The organism is Reyranella sp. (assembly GCF_004297405.1).
Classification (GTDB): Bacteria; Pseudomonadota; Alphaproteobacteria; order Reyranellales; family Reyranellaceae; genus Reyranella.
In genome coordinates, this window is record NZ_SCVC01000012.1 from 99,203 (window position 1) to 114,084 (window position 14,882).

Genomic DNA, 14,882 nt, shown 5'->3' on the forward strand with positions numbered 1-14,882 from the left:
AATCCAACTTCCCTCGGCCGTCTTCTCAGCGACTACCGTGACCCGCCGGCACGGACTATCCGGGGGATTCTTTCGTGTTCAAAGGCTTGTTCGTTGCCGCGATCGCGGTGGTATTGCTGAATGGAACGGTAGCGAAGGCGCAGTCCGATCGCGTATCGAATTTCGACATCACCGCGCAATCGCTTGGACAAGCTTTGACGGCATTCGGTCGGCAATCCGGTACACAGATCGCGGTCGACACCGCATCGATCGCCGGCAAGACCAGTAGTGGCATCAATGGCGCGATGACGGCGGAGCAGGCGCTGCGGCAGCTCCTTGCCGGCACGGGATTGACCTTCCAGTTCACGTCGGCAAATGCCGTGACGGTTTCGGGGGTGCCGGGAGCGGGCTCGGGTGTCCTGCAGATCGATCCCGTGCAAGTGCAGGGCGCACATGTGCCGCAGCAGGCGATGATCGATAACATCCCGCCCCCTTACGCAGGCGGCCAGGTCGCGACGGGTGGTCAGCTCGGCTTGCTCGGCAATCGCGATGTCATGGATACGCCGTTCAACCAGACGAGCTACACGGCCAAGAAGGCGCAGGATCAACAAGCCCAGACCGTTCGAGACGTACTGATCGACGATCCTTCGGCGCGGATGACCTACGCCGACGGCACGGCCGCCGACGATACGGTCTACATCCGCGGCTTCACCGTTCCGGCCGACACGTTCTCCTATGGCGGTCTCTACGGCATGTTGCCGACTTTCTCGGTCATGGCGGAGCTGGCGGAACGCATCGAGATCCTGAAGGGTCCCAGTGCCATGGTGAACGGCATGCCGCCGGCGACGGCAATCGGCGGCACGGTCAACATCGTCCCCAAGCGTGCACCAGACCACGACCTTACCCAGGTGACGGCCGCCTATACGTCGAACAGCCAGTTTAGCGGTCACGCCGACATTGGCCGCCGCTTCGGTTCGGACAAGCAGTTCGGCGTGCGTTTCAACGGCGTCTATCGCGGTGGCCAGACGCCGGTGGAATGGATGGCCGACACGCGGGCGTTGGCGCTGTTCGGCCTCGACTATCGCGGTGAACGAGTGCGTCTGTCGGCTGATCTTGGTTACCAGTACCAGTACATCAGCGGCGCCCTGCCATATCTCGGCCTCTCGCCAGGCATCCCACTTCCTTGGGCTCCCAAGGCCAACTCGAACCCGGGCGAGCCCTGGAACTTCAGCGAGCGCAAGGACCTGTTCGGTGTCGTGAGAGGCGAGTTCGACCTGACCGAGCGCATCACGGCCTATGCTGCCTTTGGTGCACACGACAACAGGCGCGCGGCCCTATCCGGTGGCGCCCGGCTGACTGTCACCAACTTCAACGGCAACGTTACCTCGTCGCCCTACAACCAGAGCGTCTACACGCAGTATCTCACCGGCGAGGTCGGGCTGCGGGGACGTGCCGAGACCGGCCCGATCGGGCACGAGTTCGCGCTGTCAGCGACCGGGTTCCGGCGCGAGGACGGGCTCGGTGTCGTGAACGGCACGCCCTTCGCCTCCAACATCTACAATCCCACCGTCATCGCGCGACCCAATCTCGCGCAACCTCAATCCAACAAGGTGTCGTCGCTGGAGCAGAGCAGCTTCGCCATCGCCGATACGCTGACCGCCGCCGAGAAGCGCATCCAGCTCACCGTCGGCGCGCGCCTGCAGCGCGTGCAGGCCACCAACTTCGTCGCGGCCTCGGGCGCGGTGGTCAACAGCTACGACCAAAGCGCGCTGACGCCTGCCGTCGCCCTGGTCTTCAAGCCCTGGGAGAACGTCTCGATCTACGGCAATTTCATCCAGGGCCTGCAGCAGGGCATCGTCGTCCCGGCCAATTTCACCAACGCTGGCACGATCTTCCCACCCTACAAGTCGACGCAATTCGAGGCCGGCGTGAAGGTCGACTGGGGCAAGCTGACCACGACTGCGAGTGTCTTCCAGATCAACCAGCCGAGCGTGATCACGGACGTCGCCACCAACTCGCAAGTCTTGGCCGGGGAACAGCGCAACCAGGGGCTGGAGTTCAACTTCTTCGGCGAAGCGACGGAGGGCGTGCGCATCGTCGGTGGTGCGATGTTCCTGAGCGCCGTTCTCGCCAAGACCCAGGGTGGCCTCACGGATGGCTGGATCGCGCCGCTGACGCCCGGCGTCCAACTCAATCTCGGCACCGAAGTGGATATTCCGTTCGTGCCCGGGCTGACCTTGACCGGCCGCGCCATTTACACCGGCGCCCAGTACATCGACACGACCTATCCGCGGCGCATGCTGCCCGAATGGACGCGCTTCGACCTGGGGATGCGCTACACCTTCGACAATTTCAGAAGCCCGACCGCGAAGCCGATCACCATCCGCTTCAATGTCGACAACGTTCTCGACACGACCTATTGGGCGGGTGGGGGCGGTGCGACCTCCTTGCTCCTGGGGGCACCGCGGACCTTCCGTCTCTCGACCTCGTTCGACTTCTGATCGCGCGGGGCGATAAAGCCCGCAGCTCAGCCGACGACGAAACTCTGATACATGAACTGCAGGTCCTGGCTTTCCTGCGGGGTGATCTCGCCGTCGAGGACACGCGCTTCCCAGTTCCTGAGTTTGCGCTTGATGTCGGCCGGTGTGCGTGGGCTCAGCAGCACCATGAAGAATTGCTCATGGGGCGAGAGATCACGTTCGCGCCGATAGCCGAAGGGGCCGGCGCTGACGGCACGCGGCGGCGGTTCCGACGGTAGGGCGGGTGTGGAAGCCGAGCGGGGAAGCACCGCCGTGTCGATCACCTGATCCCACGTGAGACCCGCCTCGCGCACCATGGCCGAAGCAAGTTTTGCGGCTGCCAGCGCCTCTTCGGCGTGGCTGCTGTCCAGGATCTCCAGAACCTTGACCAAGGTGTTACGATTAAAGGTCGACACGAAAATATGTGCCTTTGACTAATGAATGAGCAACGTGCACTAAGTGCCTACAAGATATAGATGGATTTGCCTTGGATCAAGCCAAGAGCCCACCGCCTTCTCCCGACGCTTCTTCGGCCTTTCCCGTCTACCTCGCCGGCCTCGGCACCTGGTTCGTGCCGCTCGGCATCCAGATGGTGCTGTTCCCGTGGCTGGTCGCGGTGGTGCTGCGCATGGACGCCTTTGCCGTCGGTGTCGCGCAGGCGGCCGTCATGGCGCCCTCGCTGCTGTTCCTGCCGCTGGGTGGCTTGGTCGCCGACCGCGGTAACCCGCGTCGCTTGCTGCTGCTCTATCACATGCTCTATGCAGCACCTCCGCTGGCGCTGGCGGCGCTGCTGTGGTCGGGCGGGCAGGGCGCGCTCAGCTATCCGCTGCTGATCGCCTACGGTATTGCCGCTGGCGCGATCGGCGCGTTCGCCATCCCGACACGCGATGCGTTGCTGCCGGTGGTCGCGACGAAAGGGGCGTTGCCGCGCGCGGTGGCGCTGGCCACGGCGCTCCAGTTCGGCGGTCAGCTCCTAGGCATCGGCTTCGCCTCGTCAGCCGACCGCTTCGGCGCCGTGCCTCTCCTGTTGCTGCATGCTGGCATGGTGTTGGTGGGCTGCCTTGCCGTGAGGAAGCTGCCTGATCCACCCCCGCATCCGCCAGGCGCCCACGCCGGCTTCTGGCGCAGTGTCGGTGAGGGCGTATCGGCGGCGGCCAAGTCGGACCAGATCTGGCCGGTGCTCCTGCTGAACTTCGGCGTCGGCGTCTTCTATGTCGGGCCATTCATGGCCGTGCTGCCGCTGGTCGTGCGCGACAACTATCACGGCGGCGCGCTCGAACTTTCCTATGTCAACTTGGCCTTCTGGGCGGCGACCATCGTGGCCAGCATGGCGCTGGTCGGCCTGGCGCGACGCTTCACCTTGCGCGGCCGGTTGATCGGCGTCGCGGTGATGGTCGGGGCAGGGGTGCTGTTCGCCATGGCGACGCTGCCGCCGTTCCCGGTGTTCGTGGCGCTGAACTTCGTCTGGGGCATCGGCGCCGGCATCACCATGACGCAGAGCCGTACGGTGGTGCAGATCGTGGCGCCGGCGACGCATCGGGCCCGCCTGATGTCGCTTTTCCAGCTAGGCTTGAGCGGTGGCGGCCCGATCGGCGCTTTCCTGACGGGAACGATCTGTTCGATGTGGGGCCTGAAGACGGCGATGCTGCTGCCGGCCGTGGCCATGCTCCTGCTGATCGGTGTCGTGCTGGTCCGCTCGCGCCTCTGGACGATGCGGACGGTGGAGTAGTCGCTACTCCGCTGCTGCCTTCGAGGCGAGGCCCAGCGTCTGCCAGACATCCTGGAGAGCGTCGACCAGCCGTGCCATATCCTCGTCACCGTGCAACGGCGTCGGGGTGAGGCGCAGCCGTTCGGTGCCGCGCGGCACCGTCGGGTAATTGATCGGCTGCACGTAGATCGCATGGCGCTCCATCAGCAGGTCGCTTGCCTGCTTGCAGAGCCCAGCGTCGCCCACGAACACCGGCACGATGTGCGTGACCGAGGGCATTACCGGCAGGCCGGCGGCGGCAAGGCGGCGCTTCAGGGTCGCGGCGCGTTCCTGGTGGCGCACGCGCAACTCCGGTTGGTTGCGCACGAGGCGCACGCTGGCGAGCGCCGCCGCGGCGATGGCCGGCGGCAGCGACGTCGTAAAGATGAAGCCCGAGCCACAGGAGCGCACGAAGTCGACCGTGGCCTCGGTCGAGGCGATGTAACCACCCACGACGCCAAAGGCTTTGGCGAGCGTCGCCTGCACGATATCGACCTTGTCGAGCGCACCGTCGCGTTCGGCGACACCGCCGCCGCTGTCGCCGTACATGCCCACGGCATGGACTTCATCGAGATAGGTGAGGGCGCCGTAGCGATGGGCGACGTCGCAGATCTCGTTGATCGGCGAAATGTCGCCATCCATCGAGTAGACCGACTCGAAAGCCACGATCTTGGGCGTCGCGGGATCGGCCGCGGCCAGCAACTCCTCGAGGTGGCGTACGTCGTTGTGGCGGAAGATCTTGCGCACGGCGCCCGAGTGGCGGATGCCCGCGATCATCGAGGCGTGGTTGAAGGCGTCGGAGTAGAGCTCACAGCCGGGCAGCATGGCGCCGAGCGTTTGCAGGGTCGTCTCGTTGGCGACATAGCCCGAGGTGAAAACGAGGGCCGCCTGCTTGTTGTGGAGGGCGGCCAGCTCGCGCTCGAGCGCGGCGTGTAGCGTGTTGGTGCCGGAGATGTTGCGCGTACCACCAGCGCCTGATCCCTGGGCGCCAATCGCGGCCTGCATCGCCTCCACGACGGCGGGATGCTGGCCCATGGCGAGATAGTCGTTGCTGCACCAGACGGTGACGTCGCGTGGCGGCTGGCCTTCGCGATGTAGACGCGCCCGCGGGAAGGCGCCCACGATCCGCTCCAGCTCGGCGAAGACACGATATCGTCCTTCGTCGCGCAGGCGTCCGAGATGGCCGGTGAAGAATGCCTCGTAATCCATCGAGGCCGATTTTAGTCGTGTTGCCGCTTCTAAAGCAGACACATTTTAGTCGCGGACAATGCCTCCAGTTGCGAATCGCTCGCAGCAACTACACTAACAGAGGCACCAGCAACGCGGCGCTCAGGAGCAGAGAGACGGAGAGAAGAGGGAGGATTCCCAGCCAGCGCGTCTGGTCGCGGAGGCGGTCCCAATAGCGCAAGGTTGGAACGGCAGCCCACAAGGCGAAGAGCAGTCCCACGGTCCAGAACAACAAAGCCAACGGCTGGGCGGTGTTGATCTGGTCTTCAGTCGCTGTGGCGATGCCGAGCCCGATGATGCCCGGCGCGATCGACGCTGCGAACAGGGCCACAGCCCAGATCGCGCGGTTGCGGATGCGGCGGGCGGTCCCGAATGGTGGCTCGGCTACAGCCAAAGAACGAGCAAGGCCACTGCCTGTGGCAAACAGATGAAGAGCAGCGGTGTAATCCCCAGTGAGCGTACCTCTGGGGCTAGCTCGCTCCATTGGCGCATGGTTGGAATAGCGGCCCACAGGGCGAAGAGCAGTCCGACCGCCCAAAACAGAGCGGCAAATCCCAGCGCAGTGTCGATGGGTCTGTCGCCCACCATGCCGATCGTCGCGTAGACGATCGGCACGACGGCGATGGCAAAAGAGACGAGGGCCCAGATAACACCAGTGCGGATGCGGCGGCCCGTGCTGGAGAGCAACGTTCCGCCGGAGGTCGCTCCGCCGTTATCTGGGCCGGAAGCCATCTCAGCCCTTGAAGTGGCCTTCCGACTTGAGCTCGGCCAGCGTCTCATCGAAGGCCTGATGCAGGCGGCCGAACAGGTCGGCGAGCTCGGTCTCGTTGATCACCAGCGGCGGGCAGATCGCGACACGGTCGCCCATGTTGCGGATGAACAGGCCGCGCGCGACGGCATGATTGTAGACCTTGGTGCCAGCAGCACCGACAGCGCCGATCTCGAACGACGCCTTCGTCTTCTTGTCGGCGACGATCTCGATCGCGCCCATCATGCCGACGCTCATCGCCTCACCAACCAGCGGGTGGTCGGCGAACGACTGGACGTGCTTCTGGAAGGCCGGGCTCAGGCGCTTGGCGTGGCCGAACAGGTCGGTCTCCTCGTAGATCTTCTGAGCCTCCAGCGCGACGGCGGCGGCGACGGGATGACCTGAGTAGGTGAAGCCGTGGCCCCAGGTGCCGATCTTGTCGCTCTCGCTCATCAGCGCCTGGTAGACGGCTTCGTTGATCATCACCGCCGAGATCGGCAGGAACGACGCGGAAAGCGCCTTGGCGCAGGTCAGGATGTCCGGCTTGATGTTCATCGTCTGGCTGCCCCAGACGTTGCCGGTACGACCGAAGCCGCAGATCACCTCGTCGGCGATGAACAGCATGTCGTACTTCTTGCAGACCGCCTGGATCTTCTCGTAGTAGCCCTTGGGCGGGACGATCACGCCACCGGCGCCCATCACCGGCTCGGCGATCATCGCCGCGACCTCGTCGGCGCCACCTTCCTTGATGATGAGCTGCTCGAGTTCTTCGGCGCAGCGCGTCGCGAACTGCTCCTCGGTCTCACCGTCCTTGGCGAAGCGGTAGTAGTGCGGGCAGCTCGTGTGCACGATGCCCTGGATCGGCAGGTCGAAGGAACGGTGGTTGGTCGGCAGGCCGGTGAGGCTACCTGAGGCCACGGTGATGCCGTGATAGCCCTTGAGGCGGCCGACGATCTTCTTCTTCTTCGGACGGCCGAGCGCGTTGTTCATGTACCACACCATCTTCACGACGGTGTCGTTGGCTTCGGAGCCGGAGTTGGCGAAGAACACCTTCGACATCGGCACCGGCGCCATCGACTTCAGCTTCTCCGCGAGGTTGATCGCGGGCTCGTGACTGCGCTGGTTGAAGGCGTGATAGAAAGGCAGCTGCTTCATCTGCTCGTAGGCGACCGTCGCCAGCCGCTCGTTGCTGAAGCCCAGCGCTGCCGACCAGAGGCCGGCCATACCCTCGATGTACTCCTTGCCGTCGTCGTCCATGACGTAGACGCCGCGGCCGCGCACGATGGTCAGCGGACCCGTCGTCTCGTGCTTCTTGAAATTCGTGTAGGGGTGCAGGTGATGTGCGATATCCCGCGAAGCATTGGAATTGCCGCGGAAGCTGCGAGAAACGTCGTTCATGGCCGTACCCCTAGTACTGTGAATCCGGCCACGATAGCCCGGCTGAGGCCTAAGTTCACTCTATCTGGACATGCAAATTTTTTGTGCAATTGACGCGGTCTCACGGCAGGTGCAACGTTACTGAGATATGCGTCCACGCATGGGATGGCGGCCGGGGAGGTTTGCTTATGCGGCGGCGGCGATCACCGAGGGGGTAAGTTCCGATGTACTTCAATCTGCGACATACAGTGGCGCTGACGGCGCTCGTCTGCGCGAGTGCGGCGTTTGCGCCGATGGCCAACGCCAAGACCTTCAAATGGGCCAACTCGGGCGATGTCAGCTCGATGGATCCATATGCCCGGCAGGAAACCTTCCTGCTGACCTTCACGGCGAACATCTACGACCCGCTGGTCCGCCGTAACAAGGAACTGAAGCTCGAGCCGGCGCTCGCCACCAAGTGGGGACAGACCAGCCCGACGAGCTGGTTCTTCGACCTGCGCGAAGGCGTGAAGTTCAGCGACGGTACGCCGTTCACCGCCGACGACGTGATCTTCTCGATCAACCGCGCCAACGGGCCGGGCTCGAACGTCAACGGCAACTTCTCCTCGATGAAGGAGATCAAGAAGATCAACGACCATCGCGTCGAAGTGACGACGAGCGTTCCCGATCCGTTGCTCGCGGACAAGTGGGCGTCGATCAGCATCATGTCCAAGGCCTGGGCGGAAAAGAACAACGCCGTCCAGCCGGCCGACATGATCAAGAACGAAGAGAACTTCGCGACCCGCAATGCCATGGGCACCGGCCCCTTCATGCTGAAGGAGCGCCGTGCGGGTGAGAAGACGATCCTCGTCGCCAATCCCACCTGGTGGGACAAGCCGGAGCACAACCTCACCGAGGTGATCTTCACGCCGGTGCCGAACGCTGCGACCCGCATCGCCGCGCTGAAGGCGGGCGATATCGACATGACCTACGAGGTGCCGCCGGCCGATACCGACAACCTCAAGAAGGACGCCAACATCAAGGTCCTCGAAGGGCCGGAAACCCGCATCGTCTTCCTGGGCTTCGACCAGGAGCGCGACGAGCTGGTCGAGTCCAACGTCAAGGGCAAGAACCCGTTCAAGGACAAGAAGGTCCGTGAGGCGATCCATCGCTCGATCGACGTCGACGCGATCAAGCGTACCGTGATGCGCGGCCAGTCGTTCCCGACCAACCTGATGGTGGCGCCGGGCATCAACGGCTACACCAAGGAGCTCGACAAGCGTCCGGCGCTGCTGAAGCCCGAGGAAGCCAAGAAGATGCTGGCCGATGCCGGCTATCCCAACGGCTTCGAGGTCGGCATGGATTGCCCGAACGACCGCTACGTCAACGACGAGAAGATCTGCCAGGCGGTCGTCTCGATGCTGGCGAAGATCGGCGTGAAGGTGAACCTGCGCGCCCAGACGCGTAATCTCTACTTCGCCAAGATCCTGCGCAGCACGGCGGACGGCAAGCCGAGCAACACCAGCTTCTACATGCTGGGCTGGTCGCCGGCGACCACCTACGACGTGCACAACGTCTTCGAGCAGATCATCCAGACGCCGGATGTGAAGGCCAAGAAGGGCCTCTATAATGCCGGCGGCTACTCCAGCAAGAAGTTCGACGAACTCTCGAATGCCGTCGAAGTGGAGACCGACAAGGCCAAGCGCGACGCCATGATCCGCGAAGCCACGAAGATCTACGTCGACGACTTCGCCTACGTCCCGCTGCACCAGCAGGCGCTGGTCTGGGCGTCGCGCAAGAACATCGATCTCGTGCAGCCCGCGGATAACAGCTTTCCGCTGCGGTACGTGAACATCAAGTAGCAGGGAGCGCGCACCTGTCACGGGTAGCGCAATCTCGTCGAATGGATGAAGTCGCGCTGGGGATACACCCCCGGCGCGCCTTCATTTTTGGCCTTATTCCTGCTAGGGGTGATCCCACACGCAGGGGCGCTGGCGCCTAATAATAAAGACAACGTATGCTTGCCTTCATTCTGAGACGACTCTTGCAATCGATCGCAGTGCTGCTGACGGTCGGGCTGGTCGCCTTTTCTCTGTTTCGTTACGTCGGCGATCCGATCAACGCGATGGTCGGTCAGGATACGCCGGCCCAGGAACGCGAGGCGCTGCGCGAGAAGCTCGGCCTCAATGATTCGCCGCCCGTCCAGTTCGTGCGCTTCATCGCCAATGCCGCGCAGGGCAAGTTCGGCCTGAGCTACCGTACCTCCGAACCGGTCGGTAGCATGATCGTCGAGCGAATGCCGGCAACGCTCGAACTCTCTTTCTGCGCTGCGCTCTTCGCTCTGCTCGTGGGCGTCCCGATGGGCGTCTATACCGGCCTCTATCCCAATCACTGGTCGAGCCGGTTGTTCCAGGCCGTATCCCTGATCGGCATCTCCTTACCCACCTTCCTGATCGGCATCCTGCTGATTCTGGTCTTTGCCGTCTGGCTCCACTGGCTGCCGTCGTTCGGGCGAGGGGAGACGGTGCAGATCGGCTGGTGGACGACCAACTTCCTGACGGTGAAGGGCCTGCAGGCGCTGATCCTGCCGTCGATCACGCTCGGCCTGTTCCAGCTCACCCTGCTGATGCGTCTGGTGCGCTCGGAGATGCTGGAGGTGATGCGCACCGACTACATCAAGTTCGCGCGCGCCCGCGGCCTTTCCAATCGTGCCGTCAACTTCGGCCACGCGCTGAAGAACACGCTGGTGCCGGTGATCACCGTGACGGGCCTGCAGCTCGGTGCGCTGATCGCCTTCGCCATTGTCACCGAGACGGTGTTCGCGTGGCCGGGCGTGGGGCAGCTCTTCATCCAGTCCGTTCAGTTCTCCGATATCCCGGTAATGGCGGCCTATCTGATGCTGATCGGCCTGCTATTCGTGCTGATCAACCTCACCGTCGATCTTCTCTACTTCGCCGTCGACCCGCGCCTGCGCGCGCAGGGCACGGCGCGCGCCGCGGGGCACTGATATGGCGGACTCATCGGCACCGGCCGGCTGGCTGCATCGCATGACCGACAGCGATGTGTGGTGGAGCTTCAAGTCTTCGCCGCTGACCGTGACTGCTGCTGTCGCCACCATCCTGATCGTTGCTATCGCCTTCCTGTCCCCGATTCTGGCGCCCCATACGCCCTTCGATCCGGCAACCTTGAGCCTCAGCGACGGGCTGAAGCCGCCGGTACTGATCTCGTCCGATGGCGACTGGACCTTTCCGCTCGGCACGGACGATCAGGGCAGGGACATCCTTTCGTCGATCATGTACGGCACGCGGTTGTCCCTGGTCGTGGGCATTGCCTCGGTGGTCGTCGCCATGACCCTCGGCATTACGCTCGGCCTGCTCAGCGGCTATCTCGGTGGTGCCGTCGATGCGGTGATCATGCGCATTGCCGACGTGCAGCTCACCTTTCCGGCCATTCTGGTGGCATTGCTGATCGACGGTGTCGTGCGCACCGTGATCTCGGTGCAGCGCCACGACGAGATCGCGTTGTTCGTCATCGTCGGCGCCATCGGGCTCTCCTTCTGGGTCCAGTACGCCCGCACCGTGCGCGGCTCGGTACTGGTCGAGAAGAACAAGGAATATGTGCAGGCAGCGAGGGTGATCGGCCTGTCGCCGCTGGTGATCATGGTGCGTCACGTGCTGCCCAACGTCACCGGGCCGGTCCTCGTCATCGCCACCATCAATCTCGGCCTCGCCATCATCACCGAGGCGACGCTCTCGTTCCTGGGCGTCGGACTGCCCTCGACCGAGCCGTCGCTCGGCACCTTGATCCGGCTTGGCAACGAGGTGCTGCAGTCGGGCGACTGGTGGATCACCGTGTTCCCCGGCGTCACGCTCGCGGCGCTCGTGCTCGCGGTCAACCTCCTGGGCGACTGGCTGCGCGACGCCCTCAATCCCAAACTGCGCTGAGGTTGGACGCGAGATGGCCGCCGCATCGAACAATCCGCCACTTCTGGAAGTCCGCAATCTCCGCGTCGAGTTCCCGACGCGCCGCGGCACTCTTCTGGCCGTCGATGACGTGTCGTTCGACATCGCGCCGGGTGAAGTGCTGGGCGTGGTGGGTGAGTCAGGGGCGGGCAAGTCGCTGACCGGCAACGCCATCATCGGCCTGCTTGAACCGCCGGGCCGCATCGCCGGCGGCGAGATCAGGCTCGAAGGCCGGCGCATCGACAATCTGCCCTACGAGGAGATGCGCAAGATCCGCGGCGCCCGCATCGGCGCCATCTTTCAGGATCCACTGACCAGCCTCAATCCGCTCTATTCGGTAGGCCGTCAGCTCATCGAGACGATCCAGACGCATCTCGGTCTGTCCAACTCCGCCGCCCGAACCCGTGCGATCGACCTCCTGAAGGAGGTTGGCATTCCGGGTGCGGAGATGCGTATCGATCACTATCCGCACCAGTTCTCCGGCGGCATGCGCCAGAGGGTGGTGATTGCCCTCGCCTTGTGCGCGGGCCCGCGGCTGATCGTGGCTGACGAGCCGACGACAGCGCTCGACGTTTCCATCCAGGCGCAGATCATCGCGCTCCTGAAGCGCCTCTGCCGCGAGCATCAGACGGCGGTGATGCTGGTGACGCACGATATGGGCGTGATCGCCGAGACCGCCGATCGCGTGGCGGTGATGTATGCCGGCCGCGTTGCCGAAATCGGTCCGGTGCGCGACGTGGTGAAGCACGCGCAGCACCCCTACACCAAGGGGCTGATGGGTTCGATCCCGAGCCTCGGCGTGCGCCACGAGCGGCTGACACAGATCGACGGCGCCATGCCGCGCCTCACCGAGATTCCCAAAGGTTGCGCCTTCAACCCGCGCTGTACCGTTCATGGCGCACGCTGCCTCATCGAACGGCCGGAGCTGATGACGGCTGGATCGAGCCGAGCGGCCTGCTGGCGGCACGATGCCGGCGGGGTTGGCCAACCCGTCTCGAAGGAGATGGTCGATGCCTGATGGCAGCCAGAACCATTTCGTCCAGCTCGAGGGGCTGAAACGCTATTTCGACGTGTCGCCGCCCTGGCTGGTGCGCGCGATCGAAGGCAAACCGAAGCAGATCGTGCAGGCGGTCGACGGTATCGATATCGAGATCGCCAAGGGCGAGACCTTCTCGCTGGTGGGCGAGTCGGGCTGCGGCAAGTCGACGGTCGCGCGGCTGGTGGTGGGGCTCTTCCCGCCGACCGGCGGCCGTATCGAATTCGACGGCAACGACATGGCGTCGCGGCGCAGCCGGGCGGAGACGGCATCGCTCAAGCGGCGCATGCAGATGATCTTCCAGGACCCCTATGCCAGCCTCAATCCACGCTGGCGGGTGTTCGACATTATCGCCGAGCCGATCCGCGCCTTCGGCCTGTCCAAGGACCGCGCCGACTTGGAGAAGCAGGTCGGCGATCTTCTGCGCCAGGTGCGCCTGACGCCAGCCGACGGACGCAAGTATCCGCACGAGTTCTCGGGCGGCCAGCGCCAGCGCATCTCGATCGCCCGCGCGCTCGCGAGCCAGCCGGAGTTCCTGGTGTGTGACGAGCCCACCTCGGCGCTCGACGTGTCGGTGCAGGCGCAGATACTGAACCTGATGGTCGACCTGCAGCGACGCCTGCAGCTCACCTATCTCTTCATCTCGCACAATCTTGCGGTCGTCTATCACATCTCCACCCGGGTGGGCGTGATGTACCTCGGCCGCCTGGTCGAGGTGGCGCCGACCGAGACGCTGTTCCGCCGGCCCAAGCATCCCTACACACGGATGCTGCTCGACACGATTCCTGACCTCGACATGACGGGCCGCCAGCGCAGCCCGGTTGCGGGCGAAGTGCCCAGTCCCATCAATCCGCCGTCGGGCTGCACCTTCCATCCTCGGTGTCCCTTCGCCAACGAGCGCTGCAAGGCCGAGCGGCCTCAGGCGCTGCCGATCGAGGGCGGTACGGTTGCCTGCCATGCGATCGAAGAGGGCAGGTTGGCGGTCGAAGACCGCACCTATTGACGTTCCCGTCTTCTTGCACGACGGGGTGTGCGCGGGCGCATGCCCAGGAAGCTTGACCCCCTGCCGTGCTCGCTTACGATCCAGCGAACTCATTTCGGAGATTGTAAATGCCGGTCATCAACCGCATTGCCTCGTTCCACAAGGACATGACGGCGTGGCGCCACGATATCCATAGCCACCCCGAGACGGCTTTCGAGGAAGTGCGGACGGCCGACGTCGTTGCCGAGAAGCTGAAGTCGTTCGGCCTCGAAGTGCATCGCGGTCTGGCCAAGACCGGTGTGGTCGGCGTGCTGCGCGCTGGCAATTCAAAGCGGGCGATCGGACTGCGCGCCGACATGGATGCGCTCGATGTGCACGAGACCAACGAGTTCGACCACAAGTCGACGATCCCCGGCAAGATGCACGCCTGCGGCCACGACGGCCATACGGTCATGCTGCTGGGCGCTGCCAAGTATCTCGCCGAGACCAAGAACTTCGACGGCACGGTCTACTTCATCTTCCAGCCGGCCGAGGAGAACGAAGGCGGCGGCCGCGTCATGGTCGAGGAGGGGCTGTTCGAGAAGTTCCCGGTCGAAGGTGTCTACGGCATGCACAACATCCCGGGTATCCCGGTCGGCCGCTTTGCCGTACGCCCCGGTCCGATGATGGCGGCCTACGACATCTTCGAAGTGGTGGTGAAGGGCGTCGGCGCCCACGGCGCCATGCCGCATCACGGTATCGACCCGGTCGTTGTCGGCTCGCACATCGTGACGGCGCTGCAGTCGATCGTGGCCCGCAATGTCGACCCGATGGATACCGCCGTCGTCTCGACGACGCAGATCCATGCCGGCGATACCTGGAACGTCATCCCGCAGGAATGCGTGCTGCGAGGCACGGTCCGCACCTTCAAGAAGCCGGTGCAGGACATGATCGAAAAGCATATCGAGAAGATCGCGCGCAACGTCGCGGCGGGCTTCGGTGCCGAGGTCACGAAGTGGCGCTACGAGCGTCGCTATCCCGCAACCGTCAACAGCGAGCAGGAGACGGAGTTCGCCGCGAGCGCGGCGTCGGCGCTGGTCGGCCTGGAGAACGTGAACCGCAATCCGACACCCGCTATGGGCAGCGAGGATTTTGCCTGGATGCTTCTCAAGAAGCCGGGCTGCTACATCTGGATCGGCAACGGCGACGGTGTCGGAAGCTGCATGGTCCACAATCCGGGGTACGACTTCAACGACGAGATCCTGCCCATCGGCGCGTCCTATTGGGCGACCCTCGTCGAACAGCAGCTTGGCCGCCAGGCGCTGCCACAGGCTGCGGAGTAGCGTC

General features: G+C 64.2%; 13 protein-coding genes. 8 read left to right on the forward strand and 5 right to left on the reverse strand.

Features of this window, described 5'->3' with window-relative positions:
• The first annotated feature begins 74 nt into the window (after window positions 1-74).
• Entirely contained in the window at window positions 75-2,480 is a 2,406-nt protein-coding gene (locus EPO50_RS10245; RefSeq protein ID WP_296343575.1) for a TonB-dependent receptor, read from the forward strand.
• A gap of 26 nt (window positions 2,481-2,506) precedes the next feature.
• Here EPO50_RS10245 and EPO50_RS10250 read toward each other — a convergent pair whose 3' ends face one another.
• A complete protein-coding gene (locus EPO50_RS10250) occupies window positions 2,507-2,890 on the reverse strand; it encodes a hypothetical protein (RefSeq protein WP_296343577.1) in 384 nt (127 codons plus the stop codon).
• Between the two features lie 95 nt (window positions 2,891-2,985).
• Here EPO50_RS10250 and EPO50_RS10255 point away from each other — a divergent pair, with 95 nt between their 5' ends.
• Complete coding sequence (locus EPO50_RS10255) at window positions 2,986-4,227, forward strand: MFS transporter (protein ID WP_296343579.1); 1,242 nt, start codon at window positions 2,986-2,988, stop codon at window positions 4,225-4,227.
• A gap of 3 nt (window positions 4,228-4,230) precedes the next feature.
• Here EPO50_RS10255 and hemA read toward each other — a convergent pair whose 3' ends face one another.
• The 4 genes from hemA to EPO50_RS10275 form a co-directional block, all read right to left on the reverse strand.
• Window positions 4,231-5,454, reverse strand: coding sequence for a 5-aminolevulinate synthase (gene hemA / locus EPO50_RS10260; RefSeq protein ID WP_296343581.1), 1,224 nt, complete (start codon window positions 5,452-5,454; stop codon window positions 4,231-4,233).
• Window positions 5,455-5,542: 88 nt separating this feature from the next.
• The gene (locus tag EPO50_RS10265; RefSeq protein ID WP_296343583.1) at window positions 5,543-5,866 is read right to left on the reverse strand and encodes a hypothetical protein; all 324 of its coding nucleotides are present in this window, start codon (window positions 5,864-5,866) and stop codon (window positions 5,543-5,545) included.
• Window positions 5,857-6,159, reverse strand: coding sequence for a hypothetical protein (locus tag EPO50_RS10270; protein WP_296343585.1), 303 nt, complete (start codon window positions 6,157-6,159; stop codon window positions 5,857-5,859). The genes EPO50_RS10265 and EPO50_RS10270 overlap by 10 nt, the downstream gene beginning before the upstream one ends.
• Before the next feature lie 46 nt (window positions 6,160-6,205).
• On the reverse strand, window positions 6,206-7,618 hold the full coding sequence (locus EPO50_RS10275; protein ID WP_296343587.1) for an aspartate aminotransferase family protein: 1,413 nt from the start codon (window positions 7,616-7,618) through the stop codon (window positions 6,206-6,208).
• A gap of 203 nt (window positions 7,619-7,821) precedes the next feature.
• Here EPO50_RS10275 and EPO50_RS10280 point away from each other — a divergent pair, with 203 nt between their 5' ends.
• The 6 genes from EPO50_RS10280 (at window position 7,822) to EPO50_RS10305 (ending at window position 14,878) form a co-directional block, all read left to right on the forward strand.
• On the forward strand, window positions 7,822-9,438 hold the full coding sequence (locus EPO50_RS10280; RefSeq protein ID WP_296343589.1) for an ABC transporter substrate-binding protein: 1,617 nt from the start codon (window positions 7,822-7,824) through the stop codon (window positions 9,436-9,438).
• Window positions 9,439-9,593: 155 nt separating this feature from the next.
• On the forward strand, window positions 9,594-10,583 hold the full coding sequence (locus EPO50_RS10285; RefSeq protein WP_296343590.1) for an ABC transporter permease: 990 nt from the start codon (window positions 9,594-9,596) through the stop codon (window positions 10,581-10,583).
• Window position 10,584: 1 nt separating this feature from the next.
• Entirely contained in the window at window positions 10,585-11,520 is a 936-nt protein-coding gene (locus tag EPO50_RS10290; protein WP_296343592.1) for an ABC transporter permease, read from the forward strand.
• A gap of 13 nt (window positions 11,521-11,533) precedes the next feature.
• Window positions 11,534-12,556, forward strand: a complete 1,023-nt coding sequence (locus EPO50_RS10295; protein ID WP_296343594.1) for an ABC transporter ATP-binding protein — start codon at window positions 11,534-11,536, stop codon at window positions 12,554-12,556.
• Window positions 12,549-13,577 (forward strand): ABC transporter ATP-binding protein, encoded by a 1,029-nt coding sequence (locus tag EPO50_RS10300; protein WP_296343596.1) that lies wholly within the window; start codon window positions 12,549-12,551, stop codon window positions 13,575-13,577. The genes EPO50_RS10295 and EPO50_RS10300 overlap by 8 nt, the downstream gene beginning before the upstream one ends.
• Before the next feature lie 107 nt (window positions 13,578-13,684).
• Window positions 13,685-14,878, forward strand: a complete 1,194-nt coding sequence (locus EPO50_RS10305; protein WP_296343598.1) for a M20 aminoacylase family protein — start codon at window positions 13,685-13,687, stop codon at window positions 14,876-14,878.
• Window positions 14,879-14,882: the final 4 nt, after the last annotated feature.

Coding starts and splice junctions, on each gene's coding strand:
- EPO50_RS10290 (WP_296343592.1), top strand. CDS start 10,585: ATGGCGGACTCATCGGCACCGGCCGGCTGGCTGCATCGCATGACCGAC.
- EPO50_RS10295 (WP_296343594.1), top strand. CDS start 11,534: ATGGCCGCCGCATCGAACAATCCGCCACTTCTGGAAGTCCGCAATCTC.
- EPO50_RS10300 (WP_296343596.1), top strand. CDS start 12,549: ATGCCTGATGGCAGCCAGAACCATTTCGTCCAGCTCGAGGGGCTGAAA.
- EPO50_RS10305 (WP_296343598.1), top strand. CDS start 13,685: ATGCCGGTCATCAACCGCATTGCCTCGTTCCACAAGGACATGACGGCG.
- EPO50_RS10280 (WP_296343589.1), top strand. CDS start 7,822: ATGTACTTCAATCTGCGACATACAGTGGCGCTGACGGCGCTCGTCTGC.
- EPO50_RS10285 (WP_296343590.1), top strand. CDS start 9,594: ATGCTTGCCTTCATTCTGAGACGACTCTTGCAATCGATCGCAGTGCTG.
- EPO50_RS10275 (WP_296343587.1), bottom strand. CDS start 7,618: ATGAACGACGTTTCTCGCAGCTTCCGCGGCAATTCCAATGCTTCGCGG.
- hemA (WP_296343581.1), bottom strand. CDS start 5,454: ATGGATTACGAGGCATTCTTCACCGGCCATCTCGGACGCCTGCGCGAC.